14 protein-coding genes and 2 pseudogenes are annotated in these 19435 nt (G+C 69.4%); 7 read left to right on the plus strand and 9 right to left on the minus strand.

The window, feature by feature from the left end:
* Positions 1-175: 175 nt before the first annotated feature.
* A complete protein-coding gene (locus tag IG90_RS46785; protein ID WP_267958713.1) occupies positions 176-382 on the plus strand; it encodes a 3-hydroxyacyl-CoA dehydrogenase family protein in 207 nt (68 codons plus the stop codon).
* 350 nt (positions 383-732) lie between these two features.
* Positions 733-1051: pseudogene (locus tag IG90_RS47260) on the plus strand (transposase family protein); the annotation flags it as partial.
* Positions 1052-1071: 20 nt separating this feature from the next.
* Here IG90_RS47260 and IG90_RS0137225 read toward each other — a convergent pair.
* The 3 genes from IG90_RS0137225 to IG90_RS0137235 are packed head-to-tail and all read right to left on the minus strand — an operon-like array spanning position 1072 to position 4102.
* Positions 1072-1992: a DUF4365 domain-containing protein gene (locus tag IG90_RS0137225; RefSeq protein WP_233436191.1), complete on the minus strand. Its 921-nt coding sequence runs from the start codon at positions 1990-1992 to the stop codon at positions 1072-1074.
* Positions 1989-2966, minus strand: a complete 978-nt coding sequence (locus IG90_RS0137230) for an acyl-CoA dehydrogenase family protein (RefSeq protein ID WP_078585542.1) — start codon at positions 2964-2966, stop codon at positions 1989-1991. Before IG90_RS0137230 ends, IG90_RS0137225 begins: the two co-directional genes overlap by 4 nt.
* Positions 2963-4102: a CaiB/BaiF CoA transferase family protein gene (locus IG90_RS0137235; RefSeq protein WP_209443588.1), complete on the minus strand. Its 1140-nt coding sequence runs from the start codon at positions 4100-4102 to the stop codon at positions 2963-2965. The genes IG90_RS0137230 and IG90_RS0137235 overlap by 4 nt, the downstream gene beginning before the upstream one ends.
* Positions 4103-4339: 237 nt before the next feature.
* Here IG90_RS0137235 and IG90_RS0137240 point away from each other — a divergent pair, with 237 nt between their 5' ends.
* Both IG90_RS0137240 and IG90_RS0137245 read left to right on the plus strand, forming a co-directional pair.
* Complete coding sequence (locus tag IG90_RS0137240) at positions 4340-6031, plus strand: class I adenylate-forming enzyme family protein (protein WP_051860412.1); 1692 nt, start codon at positions 4340-4342, stop codon at positions 6029-6031.
* Between the two features lie 26 nt (positions 6032-6057).
* Positions 6058-7101 carry an LLM class F420-dependent oxidoreductase gene (locus IG90_RS0137245; RefSeq protein WP_030595122.1) on the plus strand — a complete coding sequence of 348 codons (1044 nt, stop codon included), beginning with the start codon at positions 6058-6060 and terminating at the stop codon, positions 7099-7101.
* 16 nt (positions 7102-7117) lie between these two features.
* Here IG90_RS0137245 and IG90_RS0137250 read toward each other — a convergent pair whose 3' ends face one another.
* A complete protein-coding gene (locus tag IG90_RS0137250; protein ID WP_030595125.1) occupies positions 7118-7768 on the minus strand; it encodes a response regulator transcription factor in 651 nt (216 codons plus the stop codon).
* Between the two features lies 1 nt (position 7769).
* A complete protein-coding gene (locus IG90_RS0137255; RefSeq protein WP_051860413.1) occupies positions 7770-9005 on the minus strand; it encodes a sensor histidine kinase in 1236 nt (411 codons plus the stop codon).
* 83 nt (positions 9006-9088) lie between these two features.
* Between IG90_RS0137255 and IG90_RS0137260 the strand changes: the two genes are divergently transcribed.
* Both IG90_RS0137260 and IG90_RS0137265 read left to right on the plus strand, forming a co-directional pair.
* On the plus strand, positions 9089-10054 hold the full coding sequence (locus IG90_RS0137260; RefSeq protein ID WP_051860414.1) for an ABC transporter ATP-binding protein: 966 nt from the start codon (positions 9089-9091) through the stop codon (positions 10052-10054).
* 2 nt (positions 10055-10056) lie between these two features.
* Complete coding sequence (locus IG90_RS0137265) at positions 10057-10806, plus strand: ABC transporter permease (protein ID WP_030595134.1); 750 nt, start codon at positions 10057-10059, stop codon at positions 10804-10806.
* 90 nt (positions 10807-10896) lie between these two features.
* Here IG90_RS0137265 and IG90_RS40240 read toward each other — a convergent pair whose 3' ends face one another.
* The 4 genes from IG90_RS40240 to IG90_RS0137285 form a co-directional block, all read right to left on the minus strand.
* Positions 10897-12963, minus strand: a complete 2067-nt coding sequence (locus tag IG90_RS40240; protein ID WP_051860415.1) for a BTAD domain-containing putative transcriptional regulator — start codon at positions 12961-12963, stop codon at positions 10897-10899.
* A gap of 77 nt (positions 12964-13040) precedes the next feature.
* Positions 13041-13226, minus strand: a complete 186-nt coding sequence (locus IG90_RS0137275) for a hypothetical protein (protein ID WP_030595169.1) — start codon at positions 13224-13226, stop codon at positions 13041-13043.
* Positions 13227-13364: 138 nt separating this feature from the next.
* Positions 13365-16295, minus strand: a complete 2931-nt coding sequence (locus IG90_RS0137280) for an AfsR/SARP family transcriptional regulator (protein WP_233436192.1) — start codon at positions 16293-16295, stop codon at positions 13365-13367.
* A gap of 196 nt (positions 16296-16491) precedes the next feature.
* On the minus strand, positions 16492-18369 hold the full coding sequence (locus IG90_RS0137285; RefSeq protein ID WP_157847101.1) for a hypothetical protein: 1878 nt from the start codon (positions 18367-18369) through the stop codon (positions 16492-16494).
* Positions 18370-19031: 662 nt separating this feature from the next.
* On the opposite strand from IG90_RS0137285, the pseudogene IG90_RS43070 reads away from it, so the two are divergent.
* Positions 19032-19340 (plus strand): annotated as a pseudogene (locus IG90_RS43070) (transposase); the annotation flags it as partial.
* Between the last annotated feature and the right edge of the window lie 95 nt (positions 19341-19435).

Consider the following 19435-nt stretch of genomic DNA (forward strand, 5'->3'; position numbering starts at 1 on the left):
GATCGAGACCCTAGACAAGCCTCATCGTTGCAGCTCAGAAGGCACTTTCGCTTTTCCGATCATGATCCGGACGCAACCCCAGATGAAACGCGCAGGCTAACCGACCACCCGCGAATGCCGGCGCCGGAGCGGAATCGCCTCAGTGGCGATCGGGAGGCTGAAGAGAGCAGAGGAGATGGACGGGGCCACGCTCCCGTCCATCTCACGGCGGCGCACAAGGACACAAGGCGTAATAGCGCCCACATCCACAGCCGGCACTCATGTCCTCTTGTACGCCGAGTACAAGGAGCCGCTGTACGCCGCTCCCCCGCTGCTCCAGCGCATGGTCGACGCGGGCCGCCTCGGGCGCAAGACGGGGTCGGGCTTCTACCCGTACGCCTGACCGCCCGTCCGCGGGCCCGGCGCGCACGCCACCGGGCCCGCCCGGACACGTTCTCCGAGGTCAGGACCGTGTGCGGCCCCGAAGGGGCTCTTCTTCTACTGCCGACCCGGTGCCCTGCCGGAGCGCTGCGGAGCGACTGCGCGGATGCGCGAGCCCGAAGCCCTGAGCCTTTCAGCGCTGTCGCAGCCTTCCGTGCTTGTACTGCGAAAACTCCCTCGGATGTCCCTCCGACAGAGCTGAAAGTCCCTGAAATGTCCCTGGCGACCCGTAGCCTGACCTACGCATTACTAGCTTGATTCTGTCGGGGATCTTGGAGCGGTCGAGGTCAGGTGCCCAGGGTTCGCCAGGACGCCTTGCCGGGAGCCACGCACGACCTGACCGCGGCGCGGGTCCACGGCGTTCCCGCCGCCCTCGCCGAAAACGACGTCAAGTGCTGGGCGGACAAGGCGTACCAATGTGCCGACCCTGCGATCCGTGTCCCGATCCGGGGCAAGCACCTGCGCGGCTGGCGACGACGTCACAACCGCGATCACACCAAGATCCGCAGCCTCGGCGAACGCGCCATGGCCATCCTCAAGTCCTGGCGGCTCCTGCGAAAACTTCGCTGCAGCACCACCCGGATCAACGCCCCTCGTCCGAGCCGTCGTCGCTCTCGAACTCGCCACCTGATCAAGATGGAAAAGACCCATTCACCCCGTCAGCAGCCTCCCGCCCTCCATCCCGAACCTATCCACCACCAAGAACGCCTTGCCCAGCTCGTTGAGCGTCAGCTCAAGTCGGTAGAAATCAACCTCGCCACCACCATTGCGGTACGGCCGGATACGTTCTGTATCTAGACCCCGCTTCCACTCCTCGAACGGCACCGCCGCGAAAACCTCATCCTCATCGTCCCAAATACAGCAGTCTGCTCTGTACTGGTCGTACTCCGTCCCGTCGTACGTCTCCGGGTGCACCTGGGCGTCAGCCCACGCAAACAGCTTCGGCACCACCTCGGCGTAGCTGGCGAGGCCAAGGAACACGCCCCAACTGGCCAGTTTCTCGGGTTTCTTGCCGTCCTCGTTGTCTATGCCTAGACCAATGTCGCCTCGTCCTGAGCCCTTGTTGACCCACTCCTCCATGTCGACCACCAGCCGCTTGCCGCTGGCCAGCAGCTCCATCCACGGCTTGGCCAGCTGCAGTTCACGGATACGCAGCTCGTACGGATCGCCCTCGGCAGCCTCCCGCAGGGTCTTTCGGGCGCTCGTATCCAGCACCTGGGCTTCCGGCACCAGCAGTTTCCAGCCGTCAGTGGATGTCTCCTGGAGCGTCTGGCGGTTCACCAACTGCCAGTGGCAGCGCTTCGTCTCCGGGTGGTACAGCACCACGGCCACCGGCAGCGAGTGGTTGAGCCAGTAGGCCACGTGCTCGCCGTCCGGCCGGAACCACCAACCCTCTGGCGCCGCCTCCCGGAACCAGCTCATCCCGCTCTTGATCTGCAGGGCCAGCAGTCGGCCACGGACGTCCTCGCCGTCGACAACCTCGGCATGCGCGTCAATGCCGTAGTCCTCGGTGGGCTGCTCGCGGAACAGCCACTCCAGCTCCTCCTCGACGGCGAGCTTGGTGCGGGTCACCCCGATAGTGGCGACCTTGGCGGATGGTTTACGGCGCACCACGGCTCCATCTCGGCGGCCCTGCGCGTCATCAGCCGGGCCAGTTCGAGCTCGATGTGGATCCGCGCCAGCGGGTGGGCGACCGCCTGGTGCGCGCCGATCGGGGCCGACCACACCTGCCGGGAACGGGCGTAGTCGACCGCTTTGCCCAGGGCGTGTCGCCCCAGTCCGACCGCGAACGCGGCGATCATGATTCGCTCGGGGTTCAGTCCCGCGAACAGCTGTTGCAGACCGGCGTCCTCGTGGCCGACCAACGCGTCGGCCGGCAGCCGCACATCGTCCAGGAAGAGCTGGAACTGCCTTTCCGGAGCGGAAAGTTCCATTCTGATCTCACGGAAGTCGAATCCGGGGGAGTCCCGCGGGACGACGAACAGACACGGCTTCAGCTTGCCACTGCGCGCGTCCGCCGTCCGGCCGACCACCATGGTGGCGTCGGCCTCGTCCACGCCTGAGACGAACACCTTGCGGCCACCGAGCAGCCAGTCGGCGCCGTCCCGGCGTGCGGTGGTGGTCAGCCGGTGGGAGTTGGATCCGGCGTCCGGTTCCGTGATGGCGAAGGCCATCCGGGAGGTTCCGTCGGCGAGCCCCGGCAACAGCCGTTGCTTCTGCTCCTGGGTGCCGAAACGGCTGATGACCGTCCCGCAGATCGCGGGGGACACCACGAGCATGAGCAGGGGACTGCCGGCCGCGCCCAGCTCCTCCATGACGATGGAGAGTTCGGTGATGCCGCAACCCCCGCCGCCGTATTCCTCGGGAAGGTTGACTCCCAGATAGCCCAGGCTTCCCGCCTCGGACCAGAGTTCCGCCGGGGAACGCGGGTCCGGGCCTCCCTGTCCGGCTCCCCGCCCGCGGGCGAAGCCGGCGACGGCCTCCCGCAGGGCCCGGTGTTCCGCGGTCTCCGCGAAGAATCCGGCCTCCCGGCTGCGGGCGCTCACCCGGCCAGCTCCGCGAGTATCTCCGCGGTGTGCTCGCCGTGCCCAGGGGCGGTGCCGCGCAGTGAGTCGAGTCCGGATCCGAACCGTACGGGGAATCGCACCTGTCGACGGGCCCGCGCGGTCGCCGACCCCGGCAAGGTGCCCACCAGTCCCCGGTCGATGACGTGTTCGTCCGCGAGGAACGCACCGGGCGTCTCGTGAACCGGGGCCCAGGGAAGGTCCAGCGGGGAGAGCGCGGCGGTCCACCAGGCCAGGGCCCTGCTCCCGAAAACCTTCGCGAGCAGGGCCCTGACGTCCTCCCGGGCCCGGGTCCTGTCGGCCCGCCGGTCGTAGGTGTCGTCGTCGAGCTCGGGAAACTCGGCGGCGAACGCCTTCCGGAAGGTCAGCCAGAACTTGTCCTCGAAACTGGCGAACGCGATCCTGTGCCCGTCGGCCAGGACGAAAACGTCGTTGTCCCCCGTGACGAGTGGGCTGTCGGCCGGATCAGCCAGGCCGAGCAGCGGCAGGGCGAGCGGTCCGGCCCAGCCGGCGGCCGCCTCGTGCAGCGACACGTCCAGGTGCTGTCCCTCGCCGCTGGCAGCGGCCGCACCGACCGCCACTACCGTGGACAGGGCCGCGTACATCGCACCGGCGAGGTCGGCCACCCGCACCCCGACCCGATCGACGGGCACACCCGGACGGTGCGGGACCGCGAAGAACCCGGAGAGAGCTAGGAAGTTGAGGTCGTGGCCCGGCCGTGATGCGTACGGGCCGCTCTGGCCGTAGCCGGTGATCGAACACAGCACCACACGCGGGTTGACCGCCCGCAGCTGCTCGTAGCCGACGCCCATGCCGTCCAGGACGCCGGGCCGGTAGCTCTCCACGACCACGTCGCTGCCCTCCACCAGCCGCAGCAGCGTCTCGCGTCCGGCCGGTTCACGCAGGTCCAGGACGATCGACCGCTTGTTGCGGTTCAGCGCCGCGAACGTCTCGGGGTCCACCAAGCGGCCGTAATCGCCCCCTTCGGGGCTCTCCACCTTGATGACGTCGGCACCGAGGTCGGCCATCAGGACCGTCGCGAAACCTCCGGGCAACAGGCGGGACAGATCGAGGATCCGTATTCCGCCGAGTCCGGGCCAGCCGGCTGTCACATCCACCTGCGTCACGGCTCCTTCTCCGGCCCACCTTCCGGATGAGGGCGGGCACAAGCGCCCTCAAACTAAGGAGGCTTCGCGTCGGCGGACTGCACGGAACCTGTACGGGACCTGCCTCCCTCGGGCGAATCCCTCTCGCGAGGGAGTTCGTTCCAGCCGCCGGGGGATCCGGCGTCGGGCGATTCACGGTTGGCTACAGCATCACGAGGCAGACCAGCAGTACACGCCGAGGAGATCTTCATGCAGGTCCTTCCCGCATCGTCCACCCCGGAAAGCAGCGGCGACCCGCTGCTCACGCAGTCGCTCCGCCCCGCGGACACCACCCTTCCGCTGTCCCCGCACACCGTCGGCTCCCTGCTGCGCGAGGTCGCCGCCGAACGCCCCGGGGCCGTCGCCCTGAAGACGATCCCCGACGACGGCTCCGCGCCCCGCACCTGGACGTACACCGAGCTGCTCGCCGAAGCCGAGAGCATCGCCGCAGGTATCCGTGAGCGTGTCGGTCTGGCCGCCCGGGTCGCCCTGTGGGCGCCGAACATCCCGCAGTGGCCGATGACCGAGTACGCCGCGGCGCTCGCCGGCGTCACCCTGGTGGCGCTCAACCCGGCCCTGCGCGCCGAGGAACTGGCGCACGCGCTGCGCACCTCGGAGGCCGAGTTGCTGCTCCACGCGGACCGCAGCCGAGGTTACGACATGGCCGAGGTGGTCCGTGCGGTCGCGCCCGGCCTGCCCCATCTGCGGCATGTCGTTCCGATGACGGACTGGGAGTCGCTGCGCGGGGCGGCGCCCCTGCCGTCGGCGGAGCAGATCGCCGAGGCCGCCGTGCCCGCGCAGATCCAGTTCACTTCCGGCACCACCGGTGACCCCAAGGCCGTGTTGCTGTCCCACCAGTCCGTCGTCAACGTCGCCCGTCTCACCTTCGAGGGCCTCGGTGTGCGGGAGGGCGCGACCGTCGTCTCCCCGCTCCCCATGTTCCACACCGCCGGCTGCGTCATCTCCTGCTTGGGGCCGCTGTGGAGCAAGGGCACCTTCGTCATGCTGGAGCGCTTCGACCCCAAGGTCCTGCTGACCGAGCTGCAGCACTCGCCCGAGGCGGTGCTGACCAGCGTGCCGACGGTGCTGACGGCGCTGAACAGCGTGGCGCGGGTCTCCGGCGCGGCGCCGGTGCAACTGTCCGCCGTGCTCACCGGCGCCGCGCCGGTGCGCTCTCAGCTCATCACGGAAACCGAGGAGCTCTTCTCCACCACGGTCTTCAATCTCTACGGGCAGACCGAGCTCGCCTCCGTGGTGACCCTCACCCGCCCCGACGACACGGCCGAGTACAAGACGAGCACGGTCGGACGGCCGCTGCCGCACGTCGCCTGCAAGGTCGTCGACCCGGAGACCGGCGCCGTGCAGCCGCTCGGGGTCCCGGGCGAGATCTGCGCCCGCGGCTACCAGCAGCTTCTCGCCTATTACGGCGATCCGCAGGCCACCGCACAGAAGGTCGACGCGGACGGCTGGCTCCACACCGGTGACCTCGGTTCGATGGATGACACCGGCGCGGTCCGCATCGAGGGCCGCATGAGCGACGTGATCATCCGCGGTGGGGAGAACATCTCCCCGGGTCCGGTCGAGAACTTCCTCTGCACCCTGTCGGGCGTCCGCGACGCCGTCGTCGTGGGCGTTCCGGACGAGTGGTGGGGCGAGAGCGTCGCCGCGGTGCTGCTGCCCCCGGCCGATCACCCCGCGGGTCCTGACGTGGACCTCCTCGTCGCACGGTGCCGGGAGCGGCTCTCCCCGCACAGGATCCCCGGCCAGTGGTATCTGGCCGAAGCCCTGCCCCTGACGGCATCCGGAAAGGTCCAGAAGTTCCGGGTGCGCGAGCTGATAGCGCAGGCCGCACTCCGCCGCCTCGACGTCCCCGGCGACACCTCCGCCGGTTACCTCCACTGACCCCCGTACAACGGAGCGCACCCGTCATGCAGATCTCCATGCAGCTCAGGTACGACTCTGACATCGTCGCCGCGGCCGGCCAGGTCTCCGAACTCGAACGGGCCGGCCTCGACCTGATCTGGGTTCCCGAGGCGTACGGCTACGACGCGCCCAGCTTCATGGGCTACCTCGCCGCCCGTACCGAGCGGATAGGCATAGGCTCCGGCATCCTCTCGGTCTTCAGCCGCACCCCCGCGCTGCTCGCCATGACCGCGGCAGGCGTCGACGCGCTGTCGGGTGGCCGCTGCCACCTGGGACTCGGCTCCTCCGGGCCGCAGGTCGTCGAGGGAGTCCACGGCGTTCCGTACCGCGCCCCGGTCACCCGTACCCGCGAGACCGTCGAGGTGATGCGCGCCTTCTGGCAGCGGGACAAGGCCGTCGAGTACAGCGGCCGCACGATGCGGCTTCCCCTGCCCGAGGGCGAGGGAAGCGGCCTGGGCGTTCCCATGAAGCTGCTCACGCCGCCCGTCCGCCCCTCCGTTCCCGTCTGGATCGCCGCACTGGGGCCGAAGAACGTCCGAATGGTCGCGGAGCACGCCGACGGCTGGCTGCCGATGTTCTTCGCCCCGGAGTGGTCCCGCCGCTCCTGGGGCGAGGCGCTCCGGAAGGGCGCGGCCGCCCGTGACCCGCGGCTGGGCCGGCTGCAGATCTCCGCCGGCGGTCTTCTCGCCATCGGCCCGGACGCCGCCCGGGCCCGGGACCTGGCGCGCGACCAGCTCGCTCTGTTCATCGGCGGCATGGGCGCGCCCGGCCACAACTACTACTACAACCTGGTCAGCAGGTACGGCTACGTCAGGGAGGCCGAGACGATCCAGCGGCTCTTCCTGTCGGGAGACAGGGCCGCGGCGGCCGCCGCCGTCCCTCCCGCGCTGCTGGAGGCCACCACGATCTGCGGCACAAAAAGCTATGTGAGGGACCGCGTCGCCGCCTACCGCGAGGCCGGGGTCACCCACCTCCAGGTCGTACCGGTGTCCCTGGACGGTGAGAGCGAGGCCTCGGTCGTCGGCCGGCTCAGAGACCTCGTCGGCTGACCGCCTCCCGGCCGTCTCACCGAACCTCCAGGAAGCCCGACTCGTACGCGATCACCACGGCCTGGGTGCGGTCCCGGGCGCCCAGTTTGGCAAGGATGCTGCTGACGTGGGTCTTGACCGTCTGCACCCCCAGACACAACTCCGCCGCGATCTCCGCGTTCGACATCCCCTGCCCCATCAGGCGCAGCACCCCCGCCTCTCGTTCAGTGAACTGCACGTGGCTCAGAGCGCTCTTGGAGGCCCTCCGGAGCCTTCCCGACACCAGGCCGCGGATGGCGGTGGGAAAGAGCACCGAGTCCCCCGTGGCCACGGTGTGCACGGCCTGGACGATCTCGGCCGGTCGGGAGCGCTTGAGCAGAAATCCCGAAGCCCCCTCCCGCAGCGCTTCGTAGACGTAGTCGTCGCGCTCGAAGGTGGTGATCATCAGGACGCGCGGCGGATCCGGGACGGTCGCCATCAGTTCGCGGGTGGCGGTGATGCCGTCGACCCGAGGCATCCGGACATCCATGATCACCACGTCCGGCCGCAGTTCCAGCACCTTAGCGACGACCTCGGAGCCGTCGGACGCCTCACCAACGACGGTGACTCCATCGCTGTTGCCGAGGATGGCGGACATTCCGGTCCGCACGAGCTCTTCGTCGTCGACGAGCAGGACAGAGATGGTCATGTCAGGATCCCAATCGTAGGGGCAGGGAGGCGGTGACAATCCAGCGCCCCGACTCGGCTCCGGCAGCGGCGCTGCCGCCCAGGAGTGCGGATCTCTCCCGCAGGCTGCGCAGGCCCTTCCCCGTACCTGACGTCTGCCCGGCAGTCTCCACCAGCGTATTCGCCACCGAAAGCTCCAACTGATCCTCCCTTAGCTCCAGAACCACGTCCACGGCCGACCCGGGGGCGTGCTTCATGGCGTTGGTCAGCGACTCCTGAAGGATGCGGTATGCCTCACGGGTGACCACGCCCGGCACCCCCTCGAAGCTCGCAGCCGTGCGGCACGTGACGATCACCCCTGCCGCCCGGCTCGCCTCCAGCAATGGGCCGATGTCCGCCAGCGTGGGAGCTGCCGTATGGGCCGTGCCGCCCTCCTCCTGCTCCTTCAGATAGCCCAGCGTGCGCTCCAGGTCCTCCAGGGCGCGCCGGCCGGCCTCCTCGATGGCGGTCAGCGCGCGGACCGCGAAGTCCTTGTCCACATCGATCAGTTCGCGGGCGGCGCTGGCCTGGAGGACGGTCGCCGTAAGGGCGTGCCCGATGGAGTCGTGCAGTTCGCCGGCGAGCCGGTTGCGCGCCAGCAGGTCGTCCGCCCGGCGCTCCGCCTCCGCGAGCCGTTCCGCGGCGGACGGCCCCAGCAACCTTTTGGCGAACTCGAGTTGCATCTTCCCGGCGCCGACGAGGACGGCGCCGAGGAGCAACACCAGGGGCGGGACGAGCACCAGGTACCAGATGTACTCGCGCCCCCCCGGGATGTCGAGTCCCAGGACCCGGCGGGTCCGCTCGGCCGCGGGTACGGTCGCCACGGCCCCGGTCACCGACAGCAGCTGGGCAAGAACGCTCACGACGAGAAGCCCCCACCACACCCGCACGACGAGCCACACACTGGTGCGCCAGCGTGCGGCGAAACCCTTGGCCCCGGCCAGGCTGATCTCGTTTTCGTCCGTCGGCGCGAGCAGTTGCCGGGCCTGGATCCCCTCCGCGCGCCGCACACCCGGCAGCATCCCCAGGAGCAGCAGGACAGGCAGGGGGACCAGCGCCGAGGCGATGAGAGTCCGTGGGAGAGACGGCGAGAAGCCGGGATAGATCAGCACGCACACCGGTCCCACGGCCGCGCCCATGAGCAGATGCAGGCCACGGGTGTAGGTGCGCTCCTTGGCCAGGACGGAGAAATGCGTGGTCAACGGTGGCCTGACAGCCATCTCGGGTTCCTCCCTCCCCGGAGGGAGGAGATTCCCGCCCCCGGGGGATCCGCTGCGCGCGGTGAAACGATTGACTCAGGTACATGAAGAGCGACAAGGAATCCACGAACAATACGGGAGCCGGACCCGCCATCGAGGTGACAGGTCTGGTCAAGACCTACGGTGACAAGACCGTCGTGAACGGTCTGACCTTCCAGGTGCAGGCCGGAGTGGTCACCGGTTTCCTCGGCCCCAACGGTGCCGGAAAGTCGACGACCATGCGGATGATGCTCGGTCTCGACCGACCAACCGAAGGCCGGGTGCTCATCGCGGGCCGGGCCTACGAAGACCTGGGCGAACCGCTGCGGCACGTCGGTGCCCTTCTGGACGCGGGAGCCGTCCACCCCGGCCGGACCGCTCGCGATCACCTGCTCTGCATCGCCCGCGCCAACCGCATCCCCGACTCTCGGGTCGAGGAGGTGCTGGAGCAGGTCGGCATGACGTCCACGGCCAAGCGGCGCATCGGCGGTTTCTCCCTGGGCATGCGTCAGCGTCTCGGCATCGCCGCAGCGCTGCTCGGCGACCCGCAGGTGCTGATCCTGGACGAGCCGGTGAACGGCCTCGACCCCGAGGGCATCCGATGGCTGCGGCACTTCCTGAAGGACCTGACGGCCCAGGGCCGGGCGGTGTTCATCTCCAGCCACCTGATGACCGAGATGGCCCTGCTCGCCGACCGCCTGATCATCATCGGCAAGGGCAGCCTGCTGGCCGACGTCTCCATGACCAAGTTCGCCGAAGAGCACGGACGCAGCCGGGTACGGGTGAGGTCCACCGAGCCGGCGCGGCTGCAGGCGGCCCTGGTACGCGAGGGCCTCCGCGTGGAGTCTGTCGCCGGCCACAGCCTGGAGGTGTATGCGGTAGGAGCCGACGAGGTCGGCCGGATCGCCGCTCACGAAGGAACCCCTGTCCTGGAGTTGTCGCAGGTCGAGGACTCATTGGAAGACGCTTTCATGCGCATGACCGCCGACTCGGTGGAATACGCGGCACGACCCCTGGGAGAGGTGGCCTGAACATGTCCGTCAACGCAGTTCTCTACTCGGAGTGGACGAAGATCCGCTCGGTTCGTTCGGTCGCCTGGGCCCTGCCCCTGTCCGTCCTCCTCCTCATCGGCATCGGCATCGGCGTATCCGGCTCGGTCGGCGCCGCCGAGTCCGGCGCCGAGAGCTTCGACCCGGTCCAGCTCGGCTACTACGGTCTCTTCTTCGCTCATGTCGTCGTGATCGCCTTCGCGGTCCTGGTGGTGGGCAACGAGTACAACACCGGTGCCATCCGCACATCCCTGGCCACCGTGCCGCAGCGCGGTCTCTTCTACGGCGCCAAGCTGACCACCGCGGCGACCCTGGCCCTCGTGGCGGGAGCGGCCGCCTCGGGCGGCACCTTCTTCGCCTCGCAGAGCCTGCTGGGCGAACACGGTGTCGCGTTCGGTGACGACGGAACCATCCGCGCGGTCGTCTCCGGCGCCCTCTACTTTCCGCTCCTGGCCATCATGTGCATGGGCATCACCGCGATGCTCCGCAGCCAGATGCTCTCCATGGGCCTCCTGGTGCCGGTGCTCTTCCTCGTCTCCCCCGTCCTGGCCGAGATCCCGGGCCTACGCGAACTGGCCTGGTACCTGCCGGACCGCGCCGGCCAGTACGCCCTGCGGGTCAACCTCGACCCGGCCGCTCCGTACAGCCCGGTTACCGGCCTGCTGATCCTGGCGCTCTGGGCGGCCGCGGGGGCGGTGGGCGGCTGGCTCGTGCTCCGCAAGCGCGACGCGTGAGCGCGGGCAGGCAACCGAGCAGCAACTCCGGGAGGCCGCTGGATACAGCGGGAGGGGACGGCGAAATCATCTGCCGTCGCCTTCCGTCGTTCACGGCTCCCGGGCGTGGAGCCGTGTGAGCGGCAGGAACACGTATCCGTCACCGGCCTCCGCTGGAGGTTCCAGCAGTTGCCGGTCGACCAGCTGCTCCAGCTGCTCCTCGGCCTCCCATGCCCCGCGGCGCAGGACCACGGCCGCCTCACGCGCCGTGAACGCCCGGACGGCACCTCGTGCCAGAACACGCAGCGTCTCCCGCAGGGCTGGCCCGAGGCCGTCATGACCCGACCGCAGCCCGTCGCGGATCGCGAGGTCACCGACCACCAGCTCGTCCAGCCTCCGGTTCTCGTCGGCCAGCCGCTTCGCCAGCTGCTCCAGCGTCCAGTGCGGCCGCGCCGCCAGGCGCATCCCCAGGATCCGTACGGCCAGCGGAATTCCGCCGCACAGTTCCGCGAGTGCCTCGGCGGCCCCCCGTTCGCAGAGCACCCGGGACTCGCCCGCGATTCGGCTGAGCAGTAACACCGCCTGATCCGCGGTGAACGGCTCCACCCTGAAGTGCTGTGCCCCCTCCAGCCCGGAGAGCGGCGCACGGTTGTTGAGCAGCACGGCGCTACCCGGGCCCGGCGGCAGCATCGGCCGGACAGCCCGCTCCCCGGCCGCGGCGTCGATGACCACCAGGATCCTGCGACCCGCCACCAGCTTCTGGTACATGGCCACAGCCTCATTCAGACCGGCGGGCAGCCCCCCGGCCGGTACGCCCAACGCCCCCAGGAAGTCGTGCAACAGGTCACGGATCTCCGGCATGCTGCCCGTACGCATCCTCGCGTATAGCATGCCGTCGGGGAAGTGCCGGGCGACGGAGGCCGCAACGTGGGTGGTCAGGACGGTCTTGCCGACCCCGGCGGGCCCGTACAACGCGGCGATCGGCACGGCGCCGAACACGTCCTGCGACCCCTGCCCGGTCAGGTATCGCTGGATCCGATGGTGCTCGACCCTGCCGACGAAGTCCCCGACGCTCTGAGGGAATCCGGCCGGCCGCACACCGTCGGCACAGGCGGTCGTGGGCCGTACGGCAGGCGCTCCGCCCTCGGACACATCCCCCCGCAGCACGGCCATCTGGGCAGCGCGCAGTTCCACCCCGGGGCCGATGCCACTCTCCTCGCGCAACCGCCGATCGAGCGCGGCAAAGAGCTCGAGCGCTTCCGCCCGCCGGCCGGAACCGGCGAGCGCGATGACGAGGCGGGCGTGCAGCCCTTCGTGCAGCGGCTCGTGCCGCGCGAGGGGGCCCAACTGGACCAGCGCCTCCTCGCACTGCTCGCGCGCGAGCGTGAGATCCGCGAACCGGAGGGCAGCGGCGACTCGCCGCCGTGACCACTCGGCGGCAACCGGGTGCTCCTGGAGAGCCTCCGGCATCCCTTCCAGCAGCCGCCCCCGCCACAACCGCAGTGAGTCGTCCAGGAATGCACGTTCGGCCACGAGGTCGTTGCCGGCGCGGGCGCGGTCCGCCTCGCGCGTGAGGCGCCCGAACTCCATGATGTCAACCCCACTGTCGTCTTCCACCTGGAGTTCGTAGGCGGCGCCGCGCCGCATGACGGCCATCCGGCCCCCGTCCGGGGCCTGGTGCGCCTCCAGCAGCAGCCGGATGCGTGAGACATAGGTGTGAATCAACTGCCCGAAGGAGTCGGGTGGTTCAACGCCCCACAACGTCTCGACGATCTCGTCCCGTTCGACCACCGCGTTGACCTGGAGCGCCAACAGGCCCAGGAGACACTGCTGTTTCGGCGTACCCGCCGCTACGGCCGTCTCACCGCGGGAGGCCGAGAACCGACCCAGGATCCGGAGGACCAACGGGTCACCCGCCTGGTACACGGGGCCCTCACCGTCGGCCATCCCGGCCACCTGCGCGAGCATCACCGGATCGTGCAGCGCCTTGGCCAGTCTGTGCAGGGAGCCGGCTCTCGGAGCGGCCACCCGCCCCCGCTCGATCTCGCGGAGCGTGCGCAGGCCGATGCCAGATCTCTCGGCTAGGTCGCGCTGACTCACCCCGCTCCGCGTCCGCGCGCTGCGGACGATCTCCGCCACGTCCGGCTGCCGCAGTGCCGTTGAATGACCACCCGTCATGAAGCCCCCCCTGGTTTGAAGCCTGTTCCCTTGTGCCGGGCCGTCAGAACCGCCCTTGGCGGCCCACCCCGGCCCATTCAGCCCCTGCTGTTCCACTCGAGCAGCACGGCTGCGGACGGCTGCTCGCTGTCGATACCGTCGGCCAGGACGTGCACGGAGACGGGGGCAGGCGCGGGCTGCGGGGCCGAGGCCATCAGAGGGAGGGCGAACACCGCGACGCCGGCGACGGCGGGGCACAGGACAAGGGCCTTGATGATGCGCATCGTAAGATCTGCCGTTCACTCGTCGAACATGCTGTCGAGTACGACAATTCCAAGCTCCAATCTACGTTCGATAGGCACTGCATATGCGCTCTGAGCTGCGGAAGAGCGCATTCACAGAGCGCGTGTATACGAGCTCCTTCACGCCATCGCGTCGACTGAGGCGATCAGGGTCGCCGCCTGGTCGGCGTCGGGCAGCCCCAGCCGGGTGAACAACGTGTACGCCTGTTGCCCCCGGACGAGAGCCGCCTCCCCCTCTCCTTGATCGGCCAGCACCCGCCCGAGGACAAGCAAGGACAACCCCTGGTCACGTTCGGCCCCGCGCAGTTCGCTGATCTCCAGGGCGCGGCCCGCCTCCCGAAGCGCCTCGTCGTACCGGCCCATCACCCGCAGCGTCTCCGCGAGCCGGAACCGGGCCCGAGCCTCCTGCCCGGGGATCTGCCATGCCTGGCACACCTCCACGCATCGCAGGTAGCCCGACACGGCCTCGGCGTACCGCTCCGACTCATGGAGGGCCATAGCCCGTACGTACAGCGCGTAGGCGACGCCGTACTGGTCCCCCACCTCGCGCAACGCCTCGAGCGCCTCCTCGCAGACGAGCAACGCCTCCTCGGCCCGGCCGGTATGGAGTTTGGCCTGCGCCGCGTTCAGCGAGCTCACCAGTTCGCCGGACAACTGGCCGAGTCGGCGGGCCAGGTCGACAGCCTGGTCGTAGGAACGCACCGCGCCCTCGTACCGTTGCAGGAGCTGTGCGATCAGCCCTTGATCATTGAGGGTCTGCCGGAGAATGACCAGGTCCCCGGCTCGTTCGCAGGCCTCCGCCGCACGGCGGGCGAGCATCGCAGCCTCCTCGAGCTGGGCGTTCTGCAGGGCAGCGTTGCCACACACGAAAAAGGCCCGGCCCGCGGCGTGGTCGTCACCGCGCCGCACGGCGGCTTCGGCCAGCCTCGCCGCGGCTACGGCGAGTTCTTTGTAGGGAATGTCCTTGCCGAACGGGGTCAAGGCGATGAGCACGTCCGCGGCCACCCGCAGGGTCCGGGTGCCGGCACCGGCGGGGCTCTGGGCGGCCAGCATGACCGCGTTGGTGAGGCACTCGAACTCGGCCGTCACCCAGGCCCGCGCCTGGGCGAGATCGGCGAAGACGGGTCCGGATCCGGGGGTGACCGTGAGGAACGTCTCGGCGGCATCACCCGGCACCATGCACTGGAATGCCGCACAGGCCCCGGCCAGCAGGTGGTCCAAGAGCGAGGCCAGAGCGGGGACACAGGTCTCGGCGTTGCAGTCACCCGGGCTCTCCTGGAGTTGGAGCGCGTAGGCGCGGACCAGGTCGTGATAGCGATACCGTCCAGGCTGCGGGGCCTCCAGCATCGCGGCGTCCACCAGCGACTCCAGCAGATCCTCGGCATCGCACTCGTCGAGGCCGAGCGCCGCGGTGGCCGCTTCCAGCCCGATGCCCGGCCGGGCGACTGGGGCGAGCAGCCGAAAGGCGCGTGCCTGGGCCTCGGACAGCTGGTGGTAGCCGAGCTCGAAGACGGCGCCCATCGCCATGTCTCCTACGCGCAGCTCGCCGATCCGGCGCCGCTCGTCGGTGAGGCGCCGGGTCATGGTCGCGATCTGCCAGTGCGGCCGTGCCGCGATACGGGCGGCCACGATGCGCACGGCGAGCGGCAGGTGGCCGCAGGCCGTGACCAGTTCGACGACGGCGTCCGGTTCGGCGGCGACGCGCCCGGCACCGACGATCGCTGCGAGCAGGCCCACTGCCTCGGCGGTGCCGAAGGCGTCCAGGGCCACCGCGGCAGGCGTCGGGATGCCAACGGCCCGGGCCCGGCTGGTGACGATCACACCGCAGCCGGCGGAGCCGGGAAACAGTGGCCTGACCTGGGCGGTGTCCCGGGCGTCGTCCAGCAGGATCAGCATGCGCCGGCCGTCGAGCATCGTACGGAAGAGCCGTGCGCGGTCCTCGGTCGTGGCGGGAACGGCGTTGACCGGCACACCCAGCGCGCACAGCAGGCTGCGGAGGACCGTTCCGGGATCGGCGGGGTCCAATCCGCTTCCGCGCAGGTCGGCGTACAGCTGCCCGTCCGGGTAGTTCTCTTTGACCCTGTGGGCGACCCGCAGCGCCAGCGTGGTCTTGCCGATACCCCCCATTCCACTGATCAGAGCCACGGGCAGCGAAGCACGCGCCGGATCGGCGAGCACCCGGCACAGGTCCTCCACATGCTCGGCGCGCCCTATGAAGTCGGATGTGTCCGAGAGCAGTTGGGCGGGGCGCCCAACCAGGGGAGCCGGATCGCCGGCCGGGGACGGTTTGGGTTCCTCGTGTACGGGCACCTGTTCACTCGGGTCCCGCCCGACCGCGGCGCGCTCCCGCAGCACCGGATGCAGCAGGGGATCGCCGTCGAGGACCCTCTGGTGCAGCGTCGCCAGCTCAGCACCGGGGGAAATGCCCAGCTCCGTGGAGAGGACCTGACGGGCCCGAGTGAAAACAGCGAGAGCGTCTGCCTGGCGCCCTCGGGCCACCAGGGCTCGCATCAGAAAGCCGTACGGTCTCTCCCGCAGCGGCTGTTCGTGGGTGTAGTCCGTCAGATCCGGTATGAGTGACGCATACCGGTCGGCACGCAGGTCGCACTCAAAGAGCTCCTCCAGCAGGCCCAGCCGCAACTCCTCGCACCTGACGCGGTACTGCTCCGCGAACGGCCCCGGGACCCCGGCCAGCGGGGCACCCCGCCAGAGCTGCACAGCCTCGGTCAGCAGCCGACCGCACTCGTCCTCGGCGCCTTCCTCGCGCGCCCGCGAGGCCTCCGCCGCCAGCCTCTCGGCCCGGTGGACGTCAACGGCGAGCGGCGGGATCGCCAGACGGTAGCCGTCGCGCTGCGAGACCAGCAGCCTGGGCGGGGAATCGCGTTCTTCCAGCGCGTGCCGCAGCCGCCAGACGTAGGTGCGCAGGCTCGCAAGGGCTGAGTCGGGCGCTTCTTCCCCCCAGACGGAAGCGATGAGTTCATGCGTCGCGACCACCCGGTCGGCCCGCAGAGCCAGCGCCACGAGCAGGGCCTGCTGCTGTGGGGGCCCCACAGCCACAGCAGTCCCGCCACGGTGTACGCGCACTGCTCCGAGCACGCTGAACTCGATGTCTCCCCACACCAACCCCAGAATCCCCACGCAATCCCCCCCTGAGATCACATGGCACCTTACAGGGACGCCCCTTACACGTGATCCACATACTCGGCCACGAAGAGTGGCCAAAAAGGCACCAGGCGGAGCTCGCATGTCAGGCCTCCACCAGCACCACCTGGACGACATACGGGAGGATTTCGACGGCTTGCGGATCGTGATCCAGCAGCACCGCGACGGGGGTTCTGCCCGAAGCATGCAGAGCCTCGACGAACCGCGCCCGGCCCGCCGTCACGCGGGCGCCGGGGAACAAAGGGGCCGGTTCCTCCTGCTCCGGCCTGATCTCGGGTACGGTCCCGGCCAGGGTCCGGCGGGCCGCCAAGAGGCGCTGGGCCGCGCTCCGCACGGCCTGTGCCGGGGTGGTGCCGGTAGCCAGGACCGTATCGTCGCCGAGCCTGATCGCACAGGCCGGAACGCCCAGCAATGCGGAAAGGTCGTGGGCGACAGGGTCGCCCAGCAGATGGAGCGATCCCAGGACATCGGTGAGGCCAGCGACCTCTGCCGCCTCATGGATCGGAAGGACGAGCCGGGGGACGCGCGTACCGGGCTCGGCCAGCTTCCGCTTCAGCAGGTCATCACAATGCTGGGCCAAACCGGCTTCCAACGCGTCCACCCACATCAACCCGGCCGCCGCTCCCACCGGGGGACGGAACGGCGAACCGGGGGCCAAGGAGGAAACGGGATACGCAACCCGTACTGGAAGCCGCCGCAGACCTCCGGTGACGAGATCCAGGCCCCAGGGGCCTGGGACCCCCACAGCGACGGCGCCGGCGGCGAGGGCCGCGTAGGAGGCGAGAGCGGTGAGAAGCGCCGCCAGGTGTGCCGCCTCGCGATCCCCGCCCTGCCCTGTCACGGTGAGGCCGGGCGTTCCGGCAGGCCGCGCCCCCACCGGATCGGCCACGGCCATCTCGCACTCCCAGTGGGAGTACGGCCCTTCGCCAACCGCTCTGGCACCCACCACGCGCACCGGCCCGGTCCGCGGGTCCACCGCTGCGGCCCTCGCCAGCAACCGCCCGACGTCGGCGCCCTCGCCACCCAGCCGACCCAGGAAGGCCGCCTGGGCTTCGGCCTTTCCGACCGTCCTCGTGGCGGACATGGCGAGAAGTGGCGTGTAAGGGTGACGACTCGTCGTCCACGTCCGCAGATCGGTTCGCACCAGGTAGGGGCTACCGCGCGTCCCGGAATGCTCCGTGACACTTCGGAACCACGCACGGAGCAACTGGAGGCTCACGATCTCCGGCAGCGGATCCCTGAGATCGGCCGGTTCCGGCCCGGCTGCCGAGGTGCCTCGGAGCCGGCGCCAGCCGGAAGCGGCGCCCGTGCGGTCGGCAGGCCCGATCGGACCGGTCCACATCTCTTCGCCGTCCGTCAGGACCTGCCCGAGCAGCACTCCTTCCTCGGCGCACCGGTCGGCCGTCGCTATGAGTTCGGCGATCAAACCGGATACCTGCAACACGATGTCTGCGGGGGCTAACGTCCCACCGTCCTCCTGCGGGCGGACTCGCTGCCCGCCGTCCCGGCGAGACTCCTCGACGATCTCCGAAATGGCGGCGATGCCACGTGCGTCCGACGGGTCCGGGTGGCCTATGCGGATGTCGCGACAGCCGGTCCGAAGAGCGCCCCTGAGCAGGGCCGACAGCGCGGATCCGACTCCGACGAGCAGCAACCGCCCTTCCCGGTAACGCAGGAAGGACTGTTCTGCTGCGCCGGTGGACACGAGTGCCCCGATCTCAGCCGCGTACTCGCGCCGGTCATCGACGGTCAGGTAGCCGCGCACCGCCGATTTCGGCTGCCAAGGCCAGAGATAGGCGTTCCGGGCCTCGGCCTCCGGTGACATCTCCGCATCACCCAGCCAGAAATCAGGTCTCACCCATCGATGCACGTACTGGTCCCTGCCCTTCCAGTCACTCTCCTGAAGGCTCTGCGGACCTCCCGCGTTCATGCAAGACGAAGTCGATAGTCGGCCGATCGACATCTGGTACGGGATCGGCTCTACACGCTGGGCGCCTCACGTCCGGCGCGGTAACGCGGCCGGCCGTGGGTGAAGTGCGCGCAGACACGGTGTAGGCGTGCTGCTCGGTGGCGTCGCACCGCCCAGCAAGCACTCAAGACGTCCGCGAAGAACTCATGCCGGTGGTGTTGTCCAGGGCGAACAACACCACCGGCAGGGCCACTGCTCCTCGGCACCGGCGAGCGCAGAAGCGTCACCAACCGCTGTCCCCCAGGTTCTCGAGAGAAGACCGCCATTCAGTCGAATTGGTGCACTCCTACCGCTGGAAGCCCGCTCTGGCAGCGGCCGGCCTCATCAAGCCCCTTGACCCCAGCGCGAAGGGACGGCGCTGGGAGACGTTCCGCGACTTGATAATGCACGCCCCTCACCTGTACGCGTCGTGATCAACGGTGGGGTGGACCTGTGCACACTCGCGGACCTGCCCGGACACGCCGATCCCGCCTTACCCAGCGTAAACACGTGCACCGGATCGTGAGAGCCGCTTCCAGGATTCGCATCGTGGTCCGGAGCGCCGACACCATGGCCGCGTGACTCCTGCACTGTTCGGCTTGTGCAACGACTGTGCAAGATGATCTTTGGACGGGTTCGTTTGCGCAGGTCAGATGCGTCGTAGAGAGGAGTTCCGGGACAACTACGCCACCCACAAGACCGAGCCGGTCAAGAAGTGGCTGCTGCGTCACCCCCGCTTCCACCTGCACTTCACCCCCACCTCGGCGTCCTGGCTCAACCTCGTCGAGCGCTGATTCGCCGAGCTGACCTCCCGCAAACTCCGCCGTTCGACCCACCGCAGCGTCACCGAACTCGAACGGGACATCCGCAGCTGGACCAACGAGTGGAACAAGAACCCCAAGCCGTTCGTCTGGACAAAGACCGCCGACGACATGCTCGACACCCTCGCCGCATACTGCACACGAATTGACGACTCAGGACACTAGCCTCCGTGTTTCGGTTCGGGGCGGCTGAGCTGGGTGAACGCCCGTGCCGGAGGTCGTGGGGCTGCTGTTGGATGGTGGGCATGCCGCAGGCCCGG

It is taken from the genome of Streptomyces anulatus (assembly GCF_000721175.1).
Taxonomy (GTDB): domain Bacteria; phylum Actinomycetota; class Actinomycetes; order Streptomycetales; family Streptomycetaceae; genus Streptomyces; species Streptomyces anulatus_C.